22 protein-coding genes are annotated in these 24,821 nt (G+C 61.3%); 11 read left to right on the forward strand and 11 right to left on the reverse strand.

All coding sequences use genetic code 11. From position 1 onward, the window contains the following. Positions 1 to 74 precede the first annotated feature (74 nt). From EQW76_RS26055 to EQW76_RS26075, 5 genes are all read right to left on the reverse strand, one after another. Positions 75 to 845, reverse strand: coding sequence for an ABC transporter permease (locus tag EQW76_RS26055; RefSeq protein WP_142832202.1), 771 nt, complete (start codon positions 843 to 845; stop codon positions 75 to 77). Then, positions 842 to 1,660: an ABC transporter ATP-binding protein gene (locus EQW76_RS26060; RefSeq protein WP_143123377.1), complete on the reverse strand. Its 819-nt coding sequence runs from the start codon at positions 1,658 to 1,660 to the stop codon at positions 842 to 844. The genes EQW76_RS26055 and EQW76_RS26060 overlap by 4 nt, the downstream gene beginning before the upstream one ends. A gap of 185 nt (positions 1,661 to 1,845) precedes the next feature. Then, positions 1,846 to 2,691, reverse strand: coding sequence for an ABC transporter permease (locus EQW76_RS26065; RefSeq protein ID WP_142832200.1), 846 nt, complete (start codon positions 2,689 to 2,691; stop codon positions 1,846 to 1,848). A gap of 1 nt (position 2,692) precedes the next feature. Next, complete coding sequence (locus EQW76_RS26070) at positions 2,693 to 3,640, reverse strand: ABC transporter permease (protein WP_142832199.1); 948 nt, start codon at positions 3,638 to 3,640, stop codon at positions 2,693 to 2,695. Positions 3,641 to 3,770: 130 nt separating this feature from the next. Beyond that, positions 3,771 to 5,348, reverse strand: a complete 1,578-nt coding sequence (locus tag EQW76_RS26075) for an ABC transporter substrate-binding protein (RefSeq protein ID WP_143123378.1) — start codon at positions 5,346 to 5,348, stop codon at positions 3,771 to 3,773. Between the two features lie 288 nt (positions 5,349 to 5,636). On the opposite strand from EQW76_RS26075, the gene EQW76_RS26080 reads away from it, so the two are divergent. After that, positions 5,637 to 6,269, forward strand: a complete 633-nt coding sequence (locus EQW76_RS26080) for a TetR/AcrR family transcriptional regulator (RefSeq protein ID WP_142832197.1) — start codon at positions 5,637 to 5,639, stop codon at positions 6,267 to 6,269. 24 nt (positions 6,270 to 6,293) lie between these two features. On the opposite strand, the gene EQW76_RS26085 is transcribed toward EQW76_RS26080, so the two are convergent. Both EQW76_RS26085 and EQW76_RS26090 read right to left on the reverse strand, forming a co-directional pair. Next, complete coding sequence (locus EQW76_RS26085) at positions 6,294 to 6,707, reverse strand: universal stress protein (RefSeq protein ID WP_142832196.1); 414 nt, start codon at positions 6,705 to 6,707, stop codon at positions 6,294 to 6,296. A 147-nt stretch (positions 6,708 to 6,854) separates the two neighbouring features. Continuing rightward, entirely contained in the window at positions 6,855 to 7,544 is a 690-nt protein-coding gene (locus EQW76_RS26090) for an FCD domain-containing protein (RefSeq protein ID WP_142832195.1), read from the reverse strand. Positions 7,545 to 7,717: 173 nt separating this feature from the next. On the opposite strand from EQW76_RS26090, the gene EQW76_RS26095 reads away from it, so the two are divergent. The 5 genes from EQW76_RS26095 (at position 7,718) to hydA (ending at position 12,724) form a co-directional block, all read left to right on the forward strand. Beyond that, positions 7,718 to 8,515: an ABC transporter substrate-binding protein gene (locus EQW76_RS26095; RefSeq protein ID WP_142832194.1), complete on the forward strand. Its 798-nt coding sequence runs from the start codon at positions 7,718 to 7,720 to the stop codon at positions 8,513 to 8,515. A 68-nt stretch (positions 8,516 to 8,583) separates the two neighbouring features. Next, positions 8,584 to 9,258, forward strand: coding sequence for an amino acid ABC transporter permease (locus EQW76_RS26100; protein ID WP_143123379.1), 675 nt, complete (start codon positions 8,584 to 8,586; stop codon positions 9,256 to 9,258). Then, complete coding sequence (locus EQW76_RS26105; protein ID WP_142832192.1) at positions 9,255 to 9,992, forward strand: amino acid ABC transporter ATP-binding protein; 738 nt, start codon at positions 9,255 to 9,257, stop codon at positions 9,990 to 9,992. The genes EQW76_RS26100 and EQW76_RS26105 overlap by 4 nt, the downstream gene beginning before the upstream one ends. Before the next feature lie 30 nt (positions 9,993 to 10,022). Then, positions 10,023 to 11,285: a cysteine desulfurase-like protein gene (locus EQW76_RS26110; RefSeq protein ID WP_143123380.1), complete on the forward strand. Its 1,263-nt coding sequence runs from the start codon at positions 10,023 to 10,025 to the stop codon at positions 11,283 to 11,285. Between the two features lie 29 nt (positions 11,286 to 11,314). Continuing rightward, positions 11,315 to 12,724, forward strand: coding sequence for a dihydropyrimidinase (gene hydA / locus EQW76_RS26115; RefSeq protein ID WP_143123381.1), 1,410 nt, complete (start codon positions 11,315 to 11,317; stop codon positions 12,722 to 12,724). Positions 12,725 to 12,735: 11 nt separating this feature from the next. Here hydA and EQW76_RS26120 read toward each other — a convergent pair whose 3' ends face one another. Beyond that, positions 12,736 to 14,085, reverse strand: coding sequence for a sigma-54 dependent transcriptional regulator (locus EQW76_RS26120; RefSeq protein ID WP_142832189.1), 1,350 nt, complete (start codon positions 14,083 to 14,085; stop codon positions 12,736 to 12,738). Next, complete coding sequence (locus tag EQW76_RS26125) at positions 14,082 to 15,941, reverse strand: ATP-binding protein (RefSeq protein ID WP_244617025.1); 1,860 nt, start codon at positions 15,939 to 15,941, stop codon at positions 14,082 to 14,084. Before EQW76_RS26125 ends, EQW76_RS26120 begins: the two co-directional genes overlap by 4 nt. Before the next feature lie 232 nt (positions 15,942 to 16,173). Here EQW76_RS26125 and EQW76_RS26130 point away from each other — a divergent pair, with 232 nt between their 5' ends. Further along, a complete protein-coding gene (locus tag EQW76_RS26130; protein WP_143123383.1) occupies positions 16,174 to 17,502 on the forward strand; it encodes a dicarboxylate/amino acid:cation symporter in 1,329 nt (442 codons plus the stop codon). An 83-nt stretch (positions 17,503 to 17,585) separates the two neighbouring features. On the opposite strand, the gene EQW76_RS26135 is transcribed toward EQW76_RS26130, so the two are convergent. Both EQW76_RS26135 and EQW76_RS26140 read right to left on the reverse strand, forming a co-directional pair. Next, on the reverse strand, positions 17,586 to 18,890 hold the full coding sequence (locus EQW76_RS26135) for a D-tagatose-bisphosphate aldolase, class II, non-catalytic subunit (RefSeq protein ID WP_142832186.1): 1,305 nt from the start codon (positions 18,888 to 18,890) through the stop codon (positions 17,586 to 17,588). Further along, positions 18,890 to 19,879: a sugar kinase gene (locus EQW76_RS26140; RefSeq protein WP_143123384.1), complete on the reverse strand. Its 990-nt coding sequence runs from the start codon at positions 19,877 to 19,879 to the stop codon at positions 18,890 to 18,892. The genes EQW76_RS26135 and EQW76_RS26140 overlap by 1 nt, the downstream gene beginning before the upstream one ends. 312 nt (positions 19,880 to 20,191) lie before the next feature. Between EQW76_RS26140 and EQW76_RS26145 the strand changes: the two genes are divergently transcribed. The 4 genes from EQW76_RS26145 to EQW76_RS26160 all read left to right on the forward strand — a co-directional run bounded on the left by EQW76_RS26145 (position 20,192) and on the right by EQW76_RS26160 (position 24,580). Further along, entirely contained in the window at positions 20,192 to 21,505 is a 1,314-nt protein-coding gene (locus tag EQW76_RS26145) for a sugar ABC transporter substrate-binding protein (protein WP_161991086.1), read from the forward strand. A 117-nt stretch (positions 21,506 to 21,622) separates the two neighbouring features. Then, entirely contained in the window at positions 21,623 to 22,393 is a 771-nt protein-coding gene (locus tag EQW76_RS26150) for an L-iditol 2-dehydrogenase (RefSeq protein WP_142832184.1), read from the forward strand. A gap of 96 nt (positions 22,394 to 22,489) precedes the next feature. Next, complete coding sequence (locus EQW76_RS26155; protein WP_143123393.1) at positions 22,490 to 23,446, forward strand: zinc-dependent alcohol dehydrogenase family protein; 957 nt, start codon at positions 22,490 to 22,492, stop codon at positions 23,444 to 23,446. Positions 23,447 to 23,560: 114 nt separating this feature from the next. Continuing rightward, a complete protein-coding gene (locus EQW76_RS26160) occupies positions 23,561 to 24,580 on the forward strand; it encodes a LacI family DNA-binding transcriptional regulator (protein WP_143123394.1) in 1,020 nt (339 codons plus the stop codon). Positions 24,581 to 24,821 lie beyond the last annotated feature (241 nt).

The following is a 24,821-nucleotide window of genomic DNA, read 5'->3' on the forward strand; positions in this document are numbered from 1 at the left end:
CGATCAGAAAAGTCCTGCGTTTCATGTCTGCTCCTTGGTTTCGGTTTCGCTACAGCGGTAGGCGGAAATTGAACTTATTGGCCCCGCCAGGCCAAAAGCCGGCGTTCGACGACAGTCACCAGACCGTCGACGATCAAGACGAACGCCATCAGCACGAACATGCCGGCAAAGACGCCGGTCACGTCGAACACCCCCTCGGCCTGTTGGATCAGATATCCAAGACCGGCGGATGAACCGAGATATTCACCGACAACTGCGCCAACCACTGCGAAGCCCACCGAGGTGTGCAGGCTGGAGAACATCCATGATAGGGCGGAGGGCAGGTAGACGTGGCGAAGCAATTGCCGTTCGTTCATGCCGAGCATTCGGGCATTGGCGAGGATAGGCTGGCTCACCTCCTTGACACCCTGGTAGACGTTAAAAAACACGATGAAGAACACCAGGGTGAAGCCAAGCGCCACCTTGGACCAGATGCCGAGACCGAACCATAATGCGAAAATCGGCGCCAGCACGACGCGGGGCAAGGCGTTCGCAGCCTTGACATAGGGATCGAAGACCGCAGCGAGCATCGGTTGTCGGGCAAACCAGAAGCCCAGAAAAACACCGCCGAAAGAGCCGAGCAGAAAGGCAAGCGTGGCTTCCGATAGGGTGATCCAGAGATGGTACCAGATCGAGCCGCTCGCAAACCAGTCAACTATGCGCAACAACACTTTCCATGGATCTGCGAAGAAAAATGCCATGGTTTTTGGGTTTCCGAACAGCGTTGTGGTGGTTGCCACGTGCCAGGTCGCCAGGATGAGGGCGGCGACCAGCACACGCAGGGAGAAGAGAAGCACGCGGTTCATCGGCCAGCCCCGCTCGTCTGCCGGTAGGCAGTCATGACCTCGTCGCGCAGCGCCTCCCAAATCTCGCGATGAAGCTCATTGAACGTCGCGTCGTGGCGGATATCGGCAATCTCGCGCGGGCGGGCGAGCGGCACCCTGAAATCACCGATAATCCGCGACCGTGGGCCGGCCGACATGATCAACACCCTGTCGGCAAGAGCAATCGCCTCATCCAGATCGTGGGTGACAAACAGGACAGCCTTGCGATCCTCAGACCAGAGTCTCAGCAGCAGATCTCCCATGATCTGGCGTGTCTGGGCATCGAGCGGGCCGAAGGGCTCGTCCATCAGCAGGATCTTCGGGTTGCGGATCAGGACCTGCGCCAGGCCGGTGCGCTTGCGCTGGCCGCCGGAGAGTGTTGCCGGGAAGCGGTCGGCGAAAGCACCGAGCCCGACGCGCTCCAGCCATTCGAGCGACATTCGCCGGGCGTCGCTCGAGGACATACCTGCAACCTCCAGGCCGATCGCGACGTTTTCGAGAACCGTCTTCCATGGCATAAGCGCATCTTGCTGGAAGAGATAGCCTGCTTCGCGGTTCAGGCCCTTCAGTGGTTTTCCGAATATCTCCACCGATCCCGAGGCAGGCGCGAGAAGGCCGGCCACAGCGTTGAGAAGCGTGGACTTGCCGCATCCCGTCGGTCCGACGATGGCCAGGAATTCATGTTCATCGATATCGAGATTGGTCGGAGCGACGGCTTGGTATTGCTTCTTCCCGATGTGGCCAAACGAAATCGCCACGTTCTTCAGACTGACCGTCCTCGGGGTCCCTGACGTCATGCCATGCGTTCCTTTTTCGACTGCCGCTTAGCGTTCCAGGAACTTGGTGCGCGTATTTGCTTCATGAAATCAAAGCCCCATTCTGCCGTCAAGCTCGTCGGCGGACCATAGCCGAGACATTGTTGGCAAATTATGTCAGCTCTATCCCGTGGTAGCGAGGCAGAAGAAAGGCGCTTTCTCGTGCATCAGCGGCTTGCGTTGCGTGGATCGAGCAGGTCGCGCAGGCCGTCGCCGAGCATGTTGAAGCCGACTACAGATAGGGCGATGGCAAGGCCGGGCAGGATGGCAAGCCATGGGGCCAGCGCCAGATAGGTCTGCGCGTCGGCCAGCATCCGCCCCCACGTCGGAGCCGGCGGGGAAAGTCCCAGCCCCAGGAAACTGAGCCCTGCCTCGGTCAGGATCGCAAGGCCCAGCTGGATGGTTACCTGGACGATGATCTGGCTGGCGATATTCGGCAGCACGTGCCGGAGGGAGATGGACAGGCGGGTATTGCCGAGCGCGTGGGCGGCGAGAACGTAATCCCGGCTCCAGGCCTGCAGGGCGCTTGCCATGCTGACGCGGGCAAAGACCGGGATCATGAAGGTGGCGATCGCCAGGATCGCTGTCAAACGACCGGGTCCGAGAAAAGCCCCGAGCAGCATCGCCGACAGGATCGGCGGCAGGGCGAAGACCACGTCGCACACCCGCATTGTCACGAATTCGAAGGCGCCGCGCAGGGCCGCCGAGGTAATGCCGATGATAGAGCCGAGCGTGCCGCCGATGGCGACCGAGACGATGGCGATCGACAGGGAGTTCCAGCAGCCGACCATCAGCATCGACAGCACGTCGCGTCCGAACTGGTCCGTGCCGAGCAGGCCAAAGGCGAGTGGCGGCTGCAGCTTGTGGGCGATCTGCATTTTGGCTGGCAACGCCGGTGTCCAGGCAAGCGACAAGAGCGCCACCGCAATCAGCAGCACAACAAGGGTGGCGCCGGCAACGAGAGCTTTTCGCCGGCGGGAGGGGCCTGTGTCCGGCAAAAAGGCGGCCACCATCTCAACCTCCTTTTTGCAGGCGAGGATCGATCGCCAGATAGGAGAGGTCAACGAGGAAGTTCATGACGATCACGAGCGTTGCAAAGAACAGCACGACATCCTGCAGCACGATGACGTCGCGTTGCGATAGAGCCTGTAACGCCAGCCTTCCGAGGCCCGGCAGGTTGAAGACGTTTTCGACGAGAACGGCACCCGCCACCAGGAAGGTGAACTGCAACCCGAGCACCGTCAGGATGGGGATCATCGCATTCGGCACGGAATGTCGCCACAGCACGGCGCTGTCGGAGAGGCCCTTTGCCTTTGCCGTGCGGGTGAAGTCCTCGTGCGTGGTATCGACCACAGCTGCTCTGGTGACGCGGGTTAGCACCCCCGCCTGCGGCAGCGCCAGGGCAACGGCCGGCATCAGCAGTGCCTTGACGGCAGGCCAGAAGCCGCCGCTCCAGCCGGGAAAGCCGCCCGACGGCATCAGCCCGAGCGTGGTGGAAAACAGCATGATCAGCAACAGCGCCACCCAGAAGGCAGGTACGGCGATGCTGACCTCGGCGATAACAGAGGCGATCCAATCGAACAGCCCACCCCGGCGCGATGCGGCGAGCGCGCCGAGCGGAATGGCGATGGCCATGGAGATGAGGACGGCACCAAGCGCCAGCGGCAGCGTGACGGCCAGCCGTTCGACGATGAGGCCGGCGACGGGGACAGCGTAGGTCGAGGACTGGCCAAGATCCCCCGTTGCAACGCCGGCCAGCCAATGGCCGTAGCGCAGCGGCAGAGGCTGGTCGAGGCCAAGCTGGTGGCGCAGCGAGGCAAGGGTTTGCGGCGAGGCAGAGGTGCCGAGCATGATCGAGGCCTGGTCGCCCGGCATGAGGTCGACCACGGTGAAGAGCAGCAGCGAGACAATCATCAGGGTCGCGAGGAGGCCGGCAAGGCGCCGCGCAATGAGTGCGATCAAGCGGTCACTCCCGGTCGGCGTGAGCGGGCGAGCAACGGTGTGCCATCTAGCCCCGATACGCTCGGCGAGGAGGATGGCAATACCATCGGCTGTTCAAGCGTCCTGATTCCGGTTTTGGCCACGCTTGCTCTCACTCTTCCCAGAAGACATTGGTGAGAACGTTCGACGGGACAGGCTCGTTTTCCCAGAGCCCCTTCAATTTCCGGCTCCAGACGCCGAGCTTCGGCATGACGAAGAGAAAGAGCGCCGGCACATCGTCTGCGAGAACGGTCTGCGCCTTGCCGTAGATCGCGGCCTGCTCGGCGGGATCCGTGGTTTCCTGCACCTTCTTCATCAAGGCGTCGAAGGCCGGGTTGCGATAGTTGAAGTAGTAGGGATCGCGCGAATAGATGTCGATGTCCATCGGCTCCGCATGGGCGACGATGGTCATCTGGTAGTTTTGGTCCTGCATGACATCCTGCACCCACTTGGCCGGAAATTCGGTGGTCTCGATGGTGACAGTCACGCCGATGTCCGCCAGCATCGCCTGGATGATCTCCGCACTGCGCGAAGCGTACGCCATCTGCGGCGACTTGATGGTGAAGGAAAGGCCTTGGGGATAGCCGGCATCGGCGAGAAGCGCCCTGGCCTTTTGCGGATCGTAGGGCCACCTGGCGGTCAGGTCGAGAAAGCCCGGATCGTTCGGCGTGTAGTGGCTACCGATGGGTGTGCCGAGGCCAGACCAGGCGCCGTCGACGAGCGTCTTGCGGTCGATCGCCATCATCAGCGCCTGCCGGACGCGCTTGTCGTCGAAGGGCTTCTGGCTGTTGTTCATGCCGGCCACGACCTTGAGTTCGGTGTTGCCGATCCTCGTCACAAGCGCCTCGTCGCCTGCGAAGGAAGCCATCAGCTCCGGTGCCGCAAATTCCGGAATGGCATCCACGCCGCCGGACTTCAACGCCGCGGCCTGGGCCTGCGGATCGGAGATGAACCGGAACGTCACCTTGTCCAGCCTGACAGACACGGTCTTGTTCCAGTAGTTGTCGTTCCTTTCTAGCTCGACCCTGTCGCCTTTCGCCCAGCTGACGAACCTGAACGGGCCGGTGCCGATCGGTCTGGTCTTGTCGTCGGCGGCCGAATTGGGTGACACCATGACGGCCGCCGGCCAGCCGAGCCAAGAGAGCAGGCTGCCCGTCGGTGCCGACAGATGCAGCACAAGGGTTTGCGGATCCGGCGTGTCGATGGAGGCGATGGTGGTGAAAAACCGCTTTTGCGGATTGACCGAGCTGCTGCCACGGGCGCGATCCAGGGTGAATTTGGCGGTTGTCGAATCAAATGGCTGGCCGTCGTGGAATTTGACGCCGGATTGCAGATGGAACGTATAGGTCAGGCCGTCCGGCGAGATTTCCCAGCCTTTGGCCAGCTGCGGCTGCACCTTGCCGGCCTCGTCTATCGCGACCAGTCCCTCGAAAATGTTCTGCCAGCTGACCTGGCCGATGGCGACGGGAGCGGCGATGGTCGGGTCGAGGCCCGAAGGCTCGATCGTCATGCCGAGATCGAGCGAGCTTTTGGCCGCCTCTGCAGGCGCAGGACCGAAAATCAGAAGGCTGGTGGAAACTGCTCCCCAGATTGCCAGACGTCGAGCCGGTCGGATCAACGATGCGCGCGCGACCGTCGCCAGATGCTCTCCTGCACATGCGTTGCGCCTTGCTCTCGTCCAGTTCCTCATGGAGATTCTTTCCTTGACGGCGATATCTGGAAAGCTACAGCGGAATTTGCGGGTCGATGCAAGTCCGCTGACACATGGCAGGTCGCGCCATACGATCATAGAGGCATCCTTCTCCATGCTGCACCGCGAAAGGATGTGACTTGCAACGCCCGCCGCGATGGTATATCGAACTGTACGGTTCGGTTCGATATTTAATTGTATGACTTTTGTCAGTCATTGCATTTGCAGGCTTGTTCGGCTCCGTCGGCGTGACGGCGTTCGCGCTATAAAGATTTAAGCGGCACAGATATGTCTGTCACTGAAAATGAAACGGTTCACCGGTTGCCTCGCGGCCGACCCCGCCTGGACCCCGATCTCCGCAAGACAAGTATCGTCGAGACTGCCCTCAGGGTTTTCATCGAGGTGGGTTTCGTCGACGCGACGATGGAAATGATCGCCGCACGCTGCGCAATCTCCAAGGCCACGCTCTATAGTGCGTTCTCCAGCAAGCGTGACCTTTTCACATCGGTGGTTGAGGTTGCCGTCCGCCTGGAAATTCCGGATGAAATCGAAGGTGGCTCGGTTGCCAAGACCCTCGAGACGATCCTTCTGCCACCGTCCGACGGTCATGAGTCGGAGCTGGACGACCGGGATGCCATCCTACGGATCGTATACACCCAAGGGCAGGACCATCCCGAGCTCTGGGAGATCTACCGGTGCACGACTAGCAAGGAGTCCGAGCGGCTGACGGCCTGGCTGCTGAAGCAGCAGGCGCAAGGACGGCTGATCATCGACGATGCAACGATGATCGCCCAGATGCTCATGAACGTCGCCCTCGGCTATCCGCCAAACCGATCCGAGGCTGTGGTCGGACCCCTGACGCGGGTGCCCTACCTCAGGGAGTTCGTAACAATATTCTGCCGCGGGATTTCCGTCTCCTGACGGCAGGCAACTCAGGTCGTCGTTTCAGTGGCGATCAACAAGTACCGAGCAACTGGCCGCGCGCGTGACGCGGTCGACGATCGACCCGAACAGGGCATCCGTGATGTCCTGCACATGGGTGCCGACGATGACGAGGTCGGCATTGCGCTCACGGGCTGCATCGAGGATCGTCGGGGCAACGCGGCCGGCCTTGATCATGTAGGTGGCTTCGATGTTGAGGCGCGAGCAGAGGGATTTTAACTTTGCCTCGACGTCGCTCATCCAGTCCATATCGGCGCTCGATGGCGCGGATTGGGGTGTGTAATGCGGAACTGATTCCACGACGTGCAGCGCAATGATCTCGCCATCACTGTCGAGCAGCGCGGATGCGCGACGCAACATGTGTTCCGCCTTTTCACGCGGGCCTAGTCCTATGGCGCAAATTATCCTGGAATACATGCTGTCTTTACCACCGAGAGAGAGTTGATCCGTCCAAGATCACTTGGACCTTCCACCCTCGGCTTGGCTTTGACAAAGATCAACCGGAATAGCTGTTTTGGTCGTTCTATTGTATAGCCGGCGCAATAAACCTGGTCATGTGGCGTGTCATGGAAACAGACCGGCGCAGCGCGCGGTGTTGCGCACATGGGTTTCCATGGCCAGCCTGGCGCGTTCGACATCGTTGGATTTCAGCGCCGCGATGATGGCGCGATGCTCGGCCACCGATGCCAGCATGCGCGAGGGTTCGGTGATCGGGATTGGCTGTCGCTGCGTTTCGGTCAGCTGCTCGCGGACCGTCTGGTAGAGTGCCCGCAGCATTGCATTGCTGCAGCCGGAGGCGATGATGCCATGGAATTCGAGATCGGCTTCGACATTCGTCAGCAGATCCTCGCTGGCCCAGCACTCCTCCATGGTCCTCGTCGCGTCCTCCATTGCCTGCAGCTGGCCTCCCGTCAACCGTCCGGCCGCAAGGGCCGCAATGTTGCCTTCGAGCATGATGCGCGTCTGGAAGACATCGAACACCGAATAGCTGTCGGCGTAGCGCCACGGTGCCATGGCGTTGGTCGCCGACGGGCGGTTGCCGGCCACGAAGGTGCCCCTGCCCGCCTCTGTCTTGAGCAGGCCCAGCGTTTCGAGCGTCAGCAGCGCCTCGCGCAGCGATGCCCGGCTGATGCCAAGTCGAACGGAAAACTCCCGCTGCGAGGGGATCTTTTGTCCTGCCTTCAACTCCCCGGCCTTGATCATATCCTGGATAAGCCGGGCGGCCGATTGGGGAACGAGTGTTCTGGTGAGCATTCAACGTCTTCTTTGTGCCGGCGCGGCCGATGATGTCGTGCCACTAATGTCGTGAACTCTATTTTACTTTATTGCCGTCTTGCAAATGCCAGGCCGCCATGCTTGATTGGTCGAACTGGTCTGACCAGTTCGACCACATAAAACTGATGGGTAAAATAAATCAAGGGGAACCCATGCGCACTCCGTCATTTCTGAAAACAACCATTCTCACAGCAATCCTGGCCTTTGCCGGATCTTCGATCTCTTTCGCAGCCGATCTCTCGGTCGGTGCCAACATCGGCAATGTCCCCTGGGAGTTCCAGGACGATACCGGCAAGACTGTCGGCTTTGAAGTCGATCTTGTCACCGAGATTGCCAAGCGTCTCGGCAAGTCTGTCGAGTTCGTCAACATCCCGTTCAACGGGCTATTCTCAGCGGTGCAATCCGGCCGCATTAACATGGCCGTTTCGTCGATCACCATCACGCCCAAGCGCCTCGAATCCGTCACCTTCGCCCAGCCCTACTACGATAGCGACCAGTCGCTGACGGTGACGGCAGCCAGCGGCATTGCCGATCTTGCCGGGATGAAGGGCAAGGTCGTGGGTGTCGATACCGGTTCCACCGGCGACATGTGGGCGACCGAGAACACCGGCAAATACGGGCTCGGCGAAATCCGCCGCTTCGAAGGCTTGCAGCCTGCGATGCTCGATCTCGTTGCCGGCCGCATCGACGGCTACATCAGCGACATCCCGGCTCTGCAGTATTACGTCAAGGACAAGCCGAACCTGAAAGTCGTCGAGCGTATTCCGACGGGCGAGAAGTATTCGATCATGTTCAACAAGGGCGATGCTCTTGCCAAGCAGGTCAACGACGTCATCACCACGCTGAAGGGCGAAGGCTATATCGCCAAGCTGCACCAGACATGGTTCGGCGCAAAGGCCGAAGACACCACCTCGACGGTCAAGGTCATGGATATGCCGGCCGCCAAGTAACCGGCTAGCCCGACGGGGATGGCGGCTGATGTCGCCATCCTTTTCCCGACGATCTGACCGGCGGTTTCATGGATATTTTCACGACATTCTTCAACGTTCCTGTCCTCATCAGGGCGTTTCCACTTTTGATATCGGGGCTCTGGGTGACGCTGGAGATCGGTATCACCAGCATTTTCGCCGGCCTTGTCGGCGGCATGTTCCTGGCGCTGCTTCGCCTCTACGCGCCGGCACCGGTGCGGGCGATCGCCAAGATCTATACGGATTTCTTTCGGTCCATCCCGCTGCTCGTTTTGTTGATCATCGTCTACTATGCCCTGCCCTTCGTCGGCATCCGCTTTTCGCCGTTCTTCTCGGCGGTGGCAGCCCTGACACTCGTGTCGATTGCCTATACTGCGGAGATTTTCCGGGCCGGCATCGAGGCTATCCCTCGTGGCCAGTTCGAGGCTTCGGAGGCGCTGGGTCTTTCCTACCGGCCGATGATGATCGACGTCATCCTGCCGCAGGCGATCAAGATCGTCATCCCGCCGCTGACCAACAACTGCATCAACGTCATCAAGGACACGGCGCTCGCCTCCGTCGTCGCCATGCCGGATCTGCTGAAGCAGGCGACACAGGCGCAGGCGCTGATGGCCAACCCCTCTCCGTTGATCGGCGCTGCCATTATCTATGTCGCCTTCCTCTGGCCGCTGGTGACCATCGTTGCCCGACTTGAGAAACGCTTCAATGTCGGGAGGCGCTCATGAGACCGATCATCAGCATTCAGGGCCTCAAGAAGTCATACGGCGATTTCGAGGTGCTACACGGCATCGATCTCGAGATCGGCGAAGGCGAGGTGGTCTGCGTCATTGGGCCATCCGGCTCCGGCAAGTCGACGCTGATCCGCTGCATCAACCATCTCGAGGGATTTTCGCCGGAGAGCACAATCCATGTTGACGGCATCAAGGTCGAGCGCGGCAAGGCGCTGGCGCAGGTCCGCGCCGAAGTCGGCATGGTGTTTCAGTCGTTCAACCTGTTTCCGCACCTGACCGTCCTGAAAAACGTCATGCTGGCGCCAATGCGGGTGCGCGGCACGACAACTGCGGATGCCGCCCGCAAGGCGCGCGAGTTGCTGACCCGTGTCGGCATTTCCGAGCAGTCTGACAAATATCCGGAGCAGCTTTCCGGCGGCCAGCAGCAGCGCGTCGCCATTGCCCGGGCGCTGGCCATGGAGCCGCGGGTGCTGTTGTTCGACGAACCGACCTCATCGCTCGATCCGGAAATGGTCGGCGAGGTGCTTGACGTCATGCGCAAGCTCGCCGGCACCGGCGTGACGATGATCGTCGTCACCCACGAGATGGGCTTTGCCCGCCAGGTAGCCGACAGGGTGATCTTCATGGATGGCGGGCGCATCATCGAGGCCGGCACGCCGGCGGAGATATTCGACGCGCCGCAACAGGAGCGCACCAAAAGCTTCCTGCGCGCCGTTCTCAATCACTGAAAAACAAAATATTCCGGGAGAGATCACCTCATGCAACGCCCCCTCGACATCGATTTTGCCAGAAGCCAGTTTCCAGGGCTCGGCAACGGATGGACATTTCTCGACAACGCCGGTGGTTCGCAAATCCTGAAGCCGGCGGTCGATCGCATGACCAGCTTCCTCTATGACAAGAACGTCCAGATCGGCGGCAGCTACGACGTCTCGCTGCAGGCGGCAAAGGCGCTTGCGGACGGGCGTATGGCGGCAATGCTGCTGGTCAATGCGTCGCGTCCCGAGGAAATCGTCTTCGGCGGCTCGACGACTGTCCTGCTGCAGAACCTGGCGAAGGGCATGCGCAGCCAGCTGAAGCCGGGCGATGAGATCATCGTCACGATCTCCGACCACGAATCGAACATCGGCCCTTGGGAAGGTCTGACGGATGCCGGTATCGTCCTCAAGTTCTGGCCGCTCGATACCGAGACCTACGTGCTCGACATGGCCGATCTCGCGCCGTTGATGACGGAGCGGACGAAGCTCGTCTGCGTCACCCATGTCTCGAATATTCTCGGATCGATCAATCCAATCGCCGAGATCGCCGCTTTCGTCCATGCACGCGGCGCCCGCATCTGCGTCGACGCCGTCGCCTACGCGCCACACCGCGCCATCGACGTGCAGGCATGGGATGTCGATTATTACGTCTTCAGCCTCTACAAGACCTACGGCCCCCACTACGCGATGATGTACGGCAAATACGATCATCTGCTCGAGCTGGATCCGCTCTATCATTTCTTCTACGGGCGGGACAAAGTACCCGGCAAGCTCGAGCCCGGCAATGCCAACTACGAGCTCGCTTATTCGCTGACCGGCATCGTCGATTATCTTGCCGAACTCGGTGAACGCGCTGGCGCAAGCGGCAGTCTCCGTGAAAAGATCGTCTCGGCCTTCGACGTCATCGCGAAGCAGGAAAACGCGTTGGCGGACCGGCTGCTCGGCTATCTCGGCAGCCGCAACGACTGCCGTATTTTCGGCGAACGCGATAATGCGCGCGGAAGCCGCATACCGACCATCAGCTTTGCCTTCGAGGGGCGCAATTCCGAAAGCATCTGCAAGGCCATGGATGCCCACAAGATCGCCATCCGCTTCGGAGATTTCCACGCGCGACGGCTTGGCGATCACATCGGCTTGCCGCAATATCATGGGGCGGTGCGCGTCTCCATGGTCCACTACAACACGCTGGAGGAAGTCGACCGGTTGATTGCGTCGCTTGACGCGATCCTTGGCAGTAACGTCGGCATGCTCAGCGCGACAGCCTGAAGAAGAGCCTGAAAAAGAGAGAGTGCAGCATGCGGTTCGATACGATCATCAGGAACGGAACTGTCGTAACCGATAGCGAAACGTTCGAATGCGACGTCGGCATTGTCGATGGCCGGATCGCGGCGATTGAGACTGGTCTCGCTGATGCCGCCGAGATTATCGACGCGACAGGGCTCTATGTCATGCCGGGAGGCATCGACAGCCACGTACATCTTGCCCAGCCTTCCGGCGACGGTATCGTCATGGCCGACGATTTTGCCAGCGGCACGTTGTCAGCGGCCTTTGGCGGCAACACGACGGTGCTGCCTTTCTGTATGCAGGAGAAGGGCACCAGCCTGCGCGAAGGCCTGAAAGTCTATCACGCCAAGGCCGATGGGGAGTGCTACGTCGATGTCGCCTTTCATCTCGTCGTCACCGACCCGACCGCGGCCGTGCTCGGCCAGGAGCTTCCGGCGCTGGTCAATGACGGCTACACCTCGATCAAGGTGTTTATGACGTATGAAAGCCTGCGGCTTCGCGATGACCAGATCCTCGATACGCTCGACGCCGCAAGACGGTCCGGTGCTGTCGTCATGGTCCATTGCGAGAACGAAGACGCCATCCAGTTTCTGATCGGCAAGCACGAGGCGCAAGGCGAGCTCGCGCCGAAATACCACGCCTCCAGCCGGCCGATTGCCGCCGAGCGGGAAGCCACCCATCGCGCCCTGTCGCTTGCCGAAATCGTCGAGACGGCGATCGTTATCGTGCATGTCTCCAATCGTCAGGCGATGGAAGAGATCCAGCGGGCGCGCTCACGCGGCGTCAGTGTCGCCGGCGAAACCTGCCCGCAATATCTCATGCTGACCGCTGACGATCTCGATGCGGCCGAGCTGGAAGGCGCCAAGTTCGTCTGCTCGCCGCCGCCGCGCGATGCGGAAAGCCAGATCGCCTGCTGGGAAGGCTTGCAGAACGGTACGTTCGAATTGTTCTCGTCTGACCATTGCCCGTTCCGCTACGACGACGACCAGGGCAAGCTCAATGAGAAGGGAAAGCGCAATTTCCGCTGGATACCGAACGGCATTCCGGGCGTCGAGACGCGGTTGCCGATCCTGTTCTCCGAGGGTGTCGGCAAGGGGCGGATCGATCTCAACCGCTTTGTCGCGCTGTCGTCCACAAACCATGCGAAACAATACGGCCTCTATCCGCAGAAGGGCACCATCGCCATCGGCTCGGATGCCGATATCGCTCTCTGGGATCCCCTGCGGTCCGTAACCATCACCAACGATATCCTGCATCACGGCGCCGACTACACGCCCTATGAGGGCCTCGAGGTCACCGGCTGGCCGGTGCGTGTCATCCTCCGGGGCAAGACCATCGTCAACGGCGATAGTCTGGAAGGCACCAAGCAGATGGGCCGCTACCTCCAGCGTCCGGGTGGTGTCAGTGCCGAGCGTGCCTGAGGCGCCAGCCCCTACTTCACATAGTCTCCGCGCGTAATACCGTGCCTTTGCAGCTTGTCGTAGAACGTCTTGCGGGGGATACCGAGTGCTTCGATCGTCAGCCTGATGTCGCCGTCATGATCCCGGAGAGTGCTTCGGATCAGATCGGCTTCGTATTGCTCCATCCGCGCAGGCAGCGATAGGATTGGGCTGGACCCGTCATGGGTTCCAGGCGCCGCAGGGCCGGTGTCGGCGAGGCCGAGGACGAAGCGCTCAGCGAAATGCGCCAGTTCTCGGACGTTGCCCGGCCATTGGTGCGCCTGGAGATAGCGGTGTACGTCCGGCGGCACGGCCGGTGGCGGCTTGTTGAACCGGACGGCGGCGCGATCGACGAAATGGCCGAAAAGAAGCGGGATGTCGGCGCGCCGGTCGCGCAGCGGCGGAATGGAGATGGTCACCACGTTGAGCCGATAGAACAAATCCTCGCGAAAGCCTTGCCGCTGACCAGGATCGCTCAGGTCGACCTTGGCGGCCGCGACGACACGAAGATCGACCGGCCGGATGTCATTGGTGCCGAGCGGTGTGACTTCGCGCATCTCCAGCACCCGCAGCATCTTGACCTGCGCCGACTGCGGCATGCTCTCGATCTCGTCCAGAAACAGCGTGCCCTCGCCGGAGTGTTCGATGCGGCCGATGCGCTTCTTCTGGGCGCCGGTGAAAGCGCCGGCTTCGTGGCCGAACAGCTCGCTCTCGATCACGCTTTCCGGCAGCGCGCCGCAATTGAGCGCGACGAAATTTCCCTTCGAGCGGCGGCTCCAGCGATGCAGCAGGCTTGCCACGACCTCCTTGCCGCTACCCGTCTCGCCTGTCACGAGCACGTCGACATCGGTATCGGCAATCTGGCGCAGGGTGCGCCGCAGCCGCTCCATCGCCGGTGTCTGGCCGATCAGCGGCAGGCCGTCCTGCGCCTGGTCCGTTGCTTCGCGCAGCCTCCTGTTGTCGAGAACGAGCCGCCGTTTCTCGATGGCCCGCCGCACGCTCTGCACCAGCCTGTCCGCCGCGAAGGGTTTCGGAATGAAGTCGTAGACGCCGTCCTTGATGGCCTGCACCGCCATCGGGATATCGCCGTGGCCGGTCATCAGGATCACCGGCAGGTCGTCGTCCTGTTGCTGGACGCGGGCAAAAAGCTCCAGCCCGTCCATCTGCGGCATCCGGATATCCGAAACGACGACGCTGACGGCAGCGATGTCGAGGGCCTCGACCGCATCGCGTGGCCGCGAAAATGCGCTGACGGAAAAGCCGGCAAGTTCAAGTGTCTGGGCCGTTGCCCGCAGCAGGTCGGCATCGTCGTCGACGAGCAGGATGAGCGGCGCTTCTTTCATGAGGTTGCCTTTGGCAGATGGAGGACGAAGCGCGTGCCGGTCTCGCCGCTGTCGACATCGATGCGACCGCCGAAATCGGCCGCGATGTCCTTGGAGATGACGAGGCCAAGACCAAGGCCCCCGGGCTTCGAGGTGTTGAACGGGGTAAACAGCGAATCGAGAATTTCCGGCGCGATGCCCGGCCCGTTGTCGGCGATGCTGATGGCGATTTCGTGCGCTGTCTCGCAGACCGATACCGCAACCCGCGCGTCGTTGCGCCCCTCGAGCGCTTCCAGCGCATTCTGGAAGAGGTTGATCAGCACCTGCTCAAGGCGGACGCGGGTGCCCATGACCATCATGCCCCGTGGCGGCAGGTCGATCGCCAGGGCCTCGATTTGTCCGGCAAAACGGCTGCGGAGCAGCACTACGGCACCTTCAATGATGCCGCGGACATCGACCGGCACCGGCGACGTCCGGCCTTTGCGGGCAAAGGCTTTCAGTTCCTCCGTGATCGTGCCGATCCGCTCGGTCAGCGAGGCGATCAGGCTGAGGTTTTCCCTGGCGGGCCCGGGTTGATGGCGTTCCAGAAAGATCTGGGCGTTGTCGGCATAGGCACGGATGGTGGCAACCGGCTGGTTGATTTCATGGGCGACGCCGGCCGCGACCTGGCCGAGGATCGCCAGCCGGTTCGCCTGGACGAGTTCCTGCTGAACCACCTGCAGCTTGGCCTCCGTCGTTCGGTGGCCGGAAATCTCTGCCTCGAGACGGTCTCGCGCGCGGCTGAGATCGTCGGTGCGCTCCAGCACACGCCGCTCCAGCTCCTCGCGGGCCACACGACCGACGGCAAGCTCCATCGCCGAGACATGCCGGCGACGCAACAGGAAGGCGGCAAGCGCCAGCACCGGCAGGACTATGGCAAGCGCGATGAAGCGATCCTCGCGGATATTGGTCGCAATCGCAGCGTCCGTCGGCACGAGATAGTTCAACGTCCACGGCGTCGAGGGCACCGGCGCTTTCAGGCGCAGATATTCTCCAGCGTTGGTGCCAGGCAGCACGGCGTGGACGATCGAGGCATCCGCATCGAGCGCCACCGGCGCGGTGATCGGCAGGGGAGTGAGCGTCGCGTCGCCAAACTGCAGGCTTCGGCGGATGGCCGACAGGCGGTCGCTTGCCAGCGGTGCATCCGTCATGAAACGCCAGGACGGGATGCTGGTCACAAGGACGATGCCCCGGTCGTCGGTGACATAGGCAGGGCGCGCCGTCTCGCGCCAGTCGGCTTCCAGCTGATCGAACTCCATCTTGACGACGACCACGCCGATGGGTGACCGAGGGTCTCCGACGCGGCGGGAGATATAGAGGCCGGGCCGATTGCTGGTGTTGCCGAGGGCAAAATGTTCGGCCGTTCCGTCGACAATGGCGCGGCGAAAATAGTCGCGGAAGGAGTAATCCTTGCCGACGAATGTCAGCTGGTCCTGCCAGTTGCTGGAGGCAATCGCGATGCCGTTTCGGTCGATGACATAGAGCACGGAGGCCTTGGTGCCGGAGACCAGGCTTTCAAGTTTGCGATCCAGTAGCCGCACGGGCTGGTCGTCTGCGGTAGCAAGGGCGTCGCGCACCTGCAGGTCGTCGGCCAGCAGCAACGGCAGGGCGCGTGGCCGCTCGAGGACTGCCCGCAGCAAGGCGATTTTCAGATTGGCATCGGTCCGCCCCTGGTCTGCCAGCGCATGTACTGCAACCGATTGTCCATAGACGCCGGCCGTATAAAGGACAACGGTCAGGACCAGCGCGCTGGTAGCAGCAAAGGCAAGCCATACGCGGCGGTGTCGCTTGGCAAGGTCCAGAGGCGTCTGGTTGGGAGGTTGGGGGCGATGAAGCATGCTGCATCTGTGCATAATCCCGGCCAGACCTCAATGGTTTTGTGCGGATTTCCGCACTACAAGCGCCCAATTGGCCGAACGGCTTTCACCAAAGTCTATTTTACGCAAACACTTATGACGCTTGCGGAGTTTGGCATGGATGTTGCAAGACATGTAGCTTGCAGTCGGAGGGCTGCTTGTCATTTGCAGCCCGGAGGGCCGAGAGATCGGTTTGGGCGAAGAGGAGGATCTTGTGATAATTCCTGACGCTGGTAGCCAGACCAAGGGCAAACTTCCCTTTTATCGACAGATGTACGTGCAGGTACTGACGGCCATTGCCGCCGGTATTCTGCTCGGCCATTTCTATCCCCAGGTCGGCGCTTCCATGCAGCCGCTTGGCGATGCCTTCATCAAGCTTGTACGCATGGTCATCGCCCCCGTCATCTTCCTGACGGTGACGACGGGTATCGCCGGCATGTCGGACCTGAAGAAGTTCGGTCGCGTCGTCGGCAAGGCGCTGCTCTACTTTCTCATCTTCTCGACGCTTGCTCTCGTCGTCGGCCTCGTGGTGTCGAATGTCCTGCAGCCCGGCGCGGGCATGCATATCAATGCGGCCACTCTCGACACCAAGGCGGTCAACACCTATGCCGCCCAGGCGCACGATGCGACGATCATCGGCTTCCTGATGAACATCATCCCCGATACCATCGTCGGCGCCTTTGCCAAGGGCGATATCTTGCAGGTGCTGTTCTTCTCGGTGTTCTTTGGCATCGCGCTCGGTGCCGTCGGTGAGCGTGGACGCGTGGTTTCGGATTTCCTTCAGGCCCTTACGGCCCCGATCTTTCGTCTCGTTGCCATCCTGATGCGCTTTGCGCCCATCGGCGCCTTCGGTGCAATGGCCTTTACCATCGGCAAATACGGGATCGGCTCCATTGCCAATCTCGCCTTCCTGATCGGGACGTTCTACCTGACGTCGCTCCTGTTCGTGCTGGTCGTGCTCGGGGCCGTCGGCTGGTACAACGGATTCTCGATCCTCAACCTGATCCGTTATATCAAGGAAGAGCTTCTGCTCGTGCTCGGCACGTCGTCCTCGGAGGCTGCTTTGCCGGGCCTGATGAACAAGATGGAGCGGGCCGGCGTCAAGCGGTCGGTCGTCGGGCTGGTCATTCCGACCGGTTATTCGTTCAATCTCGATGGCACCAATATCTATATGACGCTGGCGGCACTGTTCATTGCCCAGGCAACCGACACACCGCTGACGCTCGGCGACCAGCTCCTGCTCCTGGCAGTGGCGATGCTGAGCTCCAAGGGCGCTGCAGGCATCACCGGCGCGGGCTTCATCACGCTGGCCGCAACACTGTCGGTTGTCCCCTCTGTGCCGATCGCCGGCATGGCGCTTATCCTCGGTATTGACCGCTTCATGTCGGAATGCCGTGCGCTGACCAATCTGGTCGGCAATGCGGTCGCGACTGTGGTCGTGGCACGTTGGGAAAACGAGCTGGACGAAGTCCAGTTTGCGGCCGCGATGAGGGGGGAGCTTTCGGGTACCCCCGAGATCCCCGCGTTGCAGGCCGCAGAGTGATCCCAGGCATCTAATGATCTTCGGCATGGCGCTCGCACCTCGATCGCCATGCCCCCCCTGAAAATCACCTATCCGCCGATGCGCTAAGCGATGTCTCCGCCGCATCGAGCCGACGTCGGTTGCTCCAGGCACGCGGCGTCGTACGTCTCAAGGACGGCATCGACAGACTGGATGAGAACGAGTTCGGCATCTATCGGCCGCCCCGACGGAATGACAAGGCTCGGTAGGAACTGCCTGGCGACGGTTTCCGGAATGACGACGCCCCGCAACGCCAGCAGCAGATTTTCCACTGCCTCCGTCGCTTGCGGCTTGCCCCAGTAATAGCGGATCCGGTCGCTGTAACTGTAATGCCGCTCCACTCTCAGCGCATTCCCCTCCCCATGATAATGGCCAAGCCAGTTCGTGGGATCGGCGAGCATCGTGTCTTCCATGGCTCGCATAAGCGACCGGTCGCCATAGCCCGGGACCAGTTCCGACGCGATCAGGTCGAGCCCGTACAGCGATTCGCGGTAGGCAAAAGTCAGGCCCGGTCCGACCTTCAGGATTGGATAGCCATCGCGCACCAAAGCCGACAGCGCCTCGACGGTCTGGTAGTCAGTGGAATGGGCCTCGAAGACAAATTGCGGGACCGCGTCGAGGACAGCGCCGAGATCGAATGCCGCTTCTGGCCTGTAGGCTATGACGTTGGCATTGCCGAATTCGACGCCGGGCTGGACGACGAAGGCGATTACCCGGGAGAAGGCATCGGCAAGTCCTGCCCGCTCGAATACCTCGCGGTGGATCTCGATGGTCGAACGTGCGTCAAGGGCTGAAGTCGGCGCCACTGTATCGAGGGCGTGGTCGGCGCCGCCGGGTGTCGGTACCTCGGTGCCGAGCACGTAGACCGGCATGGCGAGGCCGTTGGCCCGGGCGGCCTGCTCGGCGACTGCGGCAAGGCGGGCTGCCCGCTCGGCGATGATCCGGTCGCCGAGGCTCGCTGGCTCGCCGGCGCAAGCCATTGACGTATCCAGATGGATCTTGCTGAAGCCTGCCAGAACGTAGTGTCGGACCAGCGTCTCAGATTTCGACATGGCCGCCTCGGCAGTCTCTTTCTTCCAGGGGTTTGGACCGAGATGATCGCCGCCGAAAAGGATGCGGGAGCGCTCGAGGCCTTCGTCTGCGGCGATCCCGCAGACGAAGCCGATGAAGTCTGCCGGCGTCATGCCGGTGTAGCCGCCAAACTGGTTGACCTGGTTGCACGTTGCCTCGATCAGCACCTGCCGGCCGTTGTTTCTGGCGCGGCGCAACGCTGCCCGCAGCACCGTCGGGTGGGCGGAGCAGACAGAGGTGATGCCGAACGGCGAGCCCTCTTGCCGGGAAGAAGCGAGGCGTGTCAGCAGCTGGTTCATCAGATCACCCTCGGTGTGGTTCGCGCAAATTCCTGCAGTTCCTCAAGGCTGGAGACACCTTCCATCGGCCCTTGCCGCGTGACGTTGCGGGCGCCGGCGGCGTTGGCCAGCAACAGCGCACGCTCCGGCGTCGAGCCCATTCGCCGGGCAGTAAGATAGGTGGCGCCGAAACAATCGCCGGCGCCGGTCGGATCGACTTCGGAAACCGCGAAGGCGGCTGCATGAAGCGGCGGCGAGCCGGGTGCGAAACAGGAAGACCCATGGCGGCCGCGCTTCAGCACGATCTCGCCAATGCCAATACCAAGGAGCTTGTCGATGGCCGTCGGTTCGTCGCTGGTATCGGCTGCGAGCAGCAGTTCGTCGTCGGACGGGAGCAGGAGGTCGGTGACGGCGAGCATATCGTCGAGCAGCTGCCTGCCCTCCCCGCCATTCGCCAGTTCCTTGCGAACATTAGGGTCGAAGGATACCGAGCCGCCGCGGGCCTTTATCGCCGAGACAGCAAAATGGATGATGTCGGAGGCGCCCGGAATGGCGAAAGCCGATCCCATGACATGCAAGTGGCCGCTGCGCTCGATCAGCGCCGTTGCAGGCGCCGTCAGCTGGATCCGGCCGGCAGCGGAGCTGGCGATATTGAACACGAAATCGCGGGCACCATCCGGCCGGTAACGTACGAAAGCGCTCCCCGTTGGGAGATCGCCGATGACAGATATGGCTGAGACGTCGACACCGTCGCGCCGCAGCCTGTCGATATTGAGCTTGCCGAAATCGTCGTTACCGACGCTGGCGATGATGCCAGCCGATCCGCCCATGCGCGCGACCTGGTCGATGAAGATCGCGGGCGCGCCGCTGGCAAAGGGGCCGATCAGGGCCTGCGGCTCCAGAAAACCGTGGCCGACCGTCGTTGCCATGATCTCCACCAGGATTTCGCCGATCGTGATCGTCGGCCCGAGCGCTTCAGGCGCAAGCCCTCCGGTCTGTAAAGCAGACATCTTACCTCCCTCGCCCCGCCAAGGACGGATAATGCAATGCGGCGGTCCGTCTTGGCTAAAGAAAGGGAAATCGTGAGTCAACAAAATTTGACGCGAGTAAATTAAAGCACGCCTTACGAATTGCCTATCGCCTGTGCAGGTAAACGCAATCAAGCAAACGAAACAGCCATTATGCTAAGTGATTTTCGACATATGACCGAAAATTCGGCAGCGGCCATCTCCGGTCGATTGACAGCAGCGCGCTTCGTTGCGATAAAACTTTACGCATGTAATTTTATGTGTAGGTTTTCTTTCGGGAGGAGAAACGAAGTCATGACAACAATTATTCGCACGCTGACCGCATCCGCCGTCGGCATCGGCCTGATGGCGGGAATGGCCCAGGCCGAGGAACTGACGATTGCCACCGTCAACAACGGTGACATGATCATCATGCAGAAGCTGGCGCCCGAGTGGGAGAAGAAGACGGGCAACAAGCTGAACTGGGTGGTGCTCGAGGAAAATGTCCTTCGCCAGAAGCTGACCACCGACATTGCCACGAAGAGCGGCCAGTTTGACATCATGACCATCGGTGGCTACGAGGCGCCGATCTGGGGCAAGTCCGGCTGGCTGGAGCCGGTTGGCGATCTCGGCAGCGACTATGACTACGACGACCTTCTCACACCGATCAAGGCCGGCCTGACAGTCGACGGCAAGCTCTACGCAGTACCGTTCTACACCGAAAGCTCGTTCACGCTGTACCGCAAGGACCTGTTTGATGCGGCCGGTCTCAAGATGCCGGAGCAGCCGACCTACGACCAGATCAAGGAATACGCGGCCAAGCTCACCGACAAGTCGAAGGAGCAGTACGGTATCTGCCTTCGCGGCAAGCCGGGCTGGGGCGAGAACATGGCGTTCCTCGGAACCATGATCAACACCTATGGCGGCAGCTGGTTCGACATGAAATGGAAGCCGCAGATCAATTCGGCACCCTGGAAGAAGGCCGTCACCGACTACGTCGAGCTGCTGACCAAATACGGTCCTCCCGGTGTGACATCGAATGGCTTCAATGAAAACCAGGCGCTGTTTGCGACCGGCCATTGCGCCATGTGGATCGACGCGACGTCGGCCGCCGGCCGCGTGTTCGATCCGAAACAGAGCAAAGTCGCCGACAAGATCGCTTTCACGGCCGCCCCGATAGCGGTCACCCCGAACGGCGCCAGCTGGTCGTGGTCGTGGAACCTGGCGATCCCGGCAACATCGACCAAGGTCGAGGCCGCCAAGTCGTTCGTCAAATGGGCGACCTCCAAGGACTATGTGAAGCTGGTGGGAGAGAAGGAAGGTTGGGTCGCCGTGCCGCCGGGCACGCGCAAATCGACCTATGACCTGCCGGAGTACCAGAAGGCAGCGCCATTTGCCGCCGCCGTGCTGAAGGCCATCCTGTCGGCCGATCCGACCAAGGCCACGAAGGATCCGGTGCCCTACACCGGCGTCCAGTTCGTCGCCATTCCTGAGTTCCAGGGCATCGGCACCATCGTCGGCCAGCAGATATCGTCCGCGCTTGCCGGTCAGCAGACCGTCACCGCCGCCCTCGACAATGCCCAGAAACAGGTCGAGCGCGATATGAAGAAGGCTGGCTATCCGAAATGATCGATAGTGCTCGCGGCTTGCCGCCGCGAGCACCTTCCCGGGCGCTGGAAGTTTAACCTTCCCAAAGCCAGGGCTTTCCGGCAGACATTCGTTAGTATCTAGAATTTGGAGCGTGTTATGAGATTGAAGGACAAAGTCGCGCTGATTACCGGCGGTGCCCGCGGTATCGGCCTTGGTTTTGCAGAAGCCTTCGTCAAGGAAGGAGCGCGGGTCGTTATCGCCGACATCGACATCGACCGTGCCACCAAGGCCGCCGCTGTCATCGGCGATCGCGCCAGCGCCGTGAAGCTCGATGTCACCGATCTTTCGGCCATCGAGAGCGTCGTCAAGTCGGTCGATGAGGAGTTCGGCGGCATCGACATCCTCGTCAACAATGCCGCCATCTTCGACATGGCGCCGATCAACGAGATTACCGAGCAGAGCTATGAGCGCATCTTCGACATCAATCTCAAGGCGCCGCTGTTCATGATGAAAGCGGTCTCCAACGCCATGATCGCACGCGGTCGCGGCGGCAAGATCATCAATATGGCGAGTCAGGCCGGTCGTCGCGGCGAAGCGCTGGTGACCCTCTATTGCGCCTCCAAGGCGGCGATCATCTCGGCCACCCAGTCTGCGGCGCTCGCCCTCGTCAAGCACGGCATCAACGTCAACGCCATCGCCCCCGGTGTCGTCGACAGCGAAATGTGGGATGTCGTCGACGCCAGCTTCGCCAAGTGGGAAGGCCTGCAGCCCGGCGAGAAAAAGGCAGCCGTCGCCAAGTCCGTGCCGATCGGCCGCTTCGCGACACCCGACGATCTCAAGGGTATCGCTGTCTTTCTCGCATCCTCCGAAAGCGACTACATTCTCGCCCAGACCTACAATGTCGACGGCGGAAACTGGATGAGCTGACCTTACGGTCGGCCATCGTCTGAAAGCGTGCGGGAGGACGTCTTGGAAGCCATCAATTATACGGCCCTCGGCGTTGCCGATATCGCCGACCTGCCGATGCCGACGCTCTTGCCCGGCCAGGCGCTGATCCGGGTCAAGGCATCCGGATTGTGCCACACGGATATCGACGTTCTCTACGGCCGCTATGGCGAGGGGCATTTTCCAGTGGTACCTGGCCATGAATATGCGGGCGTCGTCGAGGCTGTCGCGGACGATGTACGGTCGGTCAAGGTCGGCGCCCGCGTGGTCGTCGATCCCAATCTCACCTGCGGCCATTGTGACGCCTGCCTGAAGGGGCTCGGCAATCTCTGTCGGACGCTGAAGGCCTACGGGGTCACCCACAATGGCGGTTTTGCAGCCTACAGCGCCGTCGACGCCGGGCACCTGCACCAGATCGGCGACATGCCCTTCGAGCTCGCAGCACTTGCCGAGCCGCTCGGCTGCGTCCTCAACGGTCTCCGCAGTGCCAACCTTGTCACCGGTGCCCACGGCACGCAGACGGCACTGGTGTTCGGTGCCGGGCCGATCGGGCTGCTGCTCGCCCTCTCGCTGAAGGCGGAGGGCGTCGCCGCCGTGACGGTTGCCGACATCAACGAACGTCGTCTCGACTTTGCCGGTAGCCTCGGACTTGCCACCGCCGTCTCTGGGTCGGCGGATCTGGCCCGCTCCCGACGCCAATTCGATTTTGTCGCCGATGCCACGGGAATATCCTCTGTCGTCGAGGGCATGGCCGATTTTACCGCCGATGGCGGCACCATGCTGGTGTTCGGCGTCTGCGCGCCGGATGCCCGGGTGTCGATCGCACCGTTCGAGATTTTCAGGCGGCAGTTGAAGCTTGTCGGTTCCCATTCGCTGAACAGGACCATTCCCGATGCACTTGCGATTCTGAAGCGGGATGCGGATCGGATGGGGCGGCTTGTGTCGCACCGACTGCCCCTCGCCGAGGTGCTGTCATACCTAACCAGCAACTCGAAGGACGCGGCGACCATGAAGGTACAATATGTCGCCGACTAAGTGACTTTCTGGCCTCGATTGCTTGCCGATTCCGGCTTTTCGCCCGGTTACGAGTGATCTACAGGTGAACTCCTGATCGATGGGAGAGACAATGTGGCGAAACCGATAAGGACGATGGAGGATTTTTCCGAACTCGTCGGCCTGTCCCGTCCGACCGTGTCGAAATACTTCAACGATCCGAGCTCGGTGCGTCGCAAGACGCGGGATCTCATCGAGGATGCGCTGAAGAAATCCGGCTTTCGTCCCAACATGTTCGCCGTCAACCTCAACCGCCGGCGCAGCAATATCATCGGCGTCATCATCCCGAATTCGACCGATCCGTTCTACATGGCGCTCACCCGTCGGATCGAACTCATCGCCAACGAGGCCGGCTTTCTGGCTTTCGTGCTGTCCTCGGATGGCAAGGCCGGAATGGAGGACGAGGCGATCAAGACCTTCAAGTCGCTGAATGTTGCCGGCGCCATCATCGCGCCGCTCGGGATAGAATCGCACCACGCGACGCTGCAGCAGCTCGGCCAGAGCATTCCCCTCGTCTATGTGGACTCGCCGCTCGACGAGACCTCTGCTTTTGTCGGCACCAACAACCGCCAGAGCTTCAGCCTCATCGTCGATTACCTCTGCCGCTCCGGCGAGCCGCCCTGCTATTTCGGAATGCCTGACGTCAACACCAATGCCGCGACCAGGCGCCTTGCCTATATCGAGGCGATGGAGCGGTTCCGCCTCACCCCCGAACTCGTGGGGCTGTCCCCCGTTGCAAGCTGGGATTTCGAGCGTTTTGGTTTCGAGGAGGCAAACCGTATCCTGGCGTCGACATGCGGCTTTCCCTCCAGGACCATCCTTTGCGCCAACGACCGCGTCGCCTTCGGCGTTATTTCCGCCGCTTATCAGAAGGGAATGCGGGTCGGGCACGGCGCCGATTGCGACCTGCGCGTTGCCGGCCATGACGATCATCCGCTGTCGCGCTACGCCTGTCCGCCGATCACCACGGTTGCGCAGAACTACAACGAGATCGGCAAGCGCGCCATCGAACTCCTACTCAACAAGCTCGGCGAATCCACAGGCTCCACGCCGTCGGCTACCGTCGAGGAACGCATCCTGCTCAATGCCGAACTCATGCTGCGCAGTTCCGCGTGATGGCATCGGTTTGATCCAAGGGCTTGGTTACCTGCAATTGTCGTCTGCATGGCTTCTCGTAGATTGGCCCACGCCTCCCCGTTCACGAGGCCTTTCGGTCCGTGTCATGAAATTCTGATGGCCGGGGCACACCGTGTGCCTGATGATTTTTTAGTGAAGTGACACGCGATGTGCCCCGTTCGACACTTTTTATCCGCAACTCCGGATCCTCTGTTTCCGACCCAGGTCCCGTTGAGGGAAA

This window comes from Rhizobium sp. rho-13.1, assembly GCF_007000305.1.
Classification (GTDB): Bacteria; Pseudomonadota; Alphaproteobacteria; order Rhizobiales; family Rhizobiaceae; genus Rhizobium; species Rhizobium rhododendri.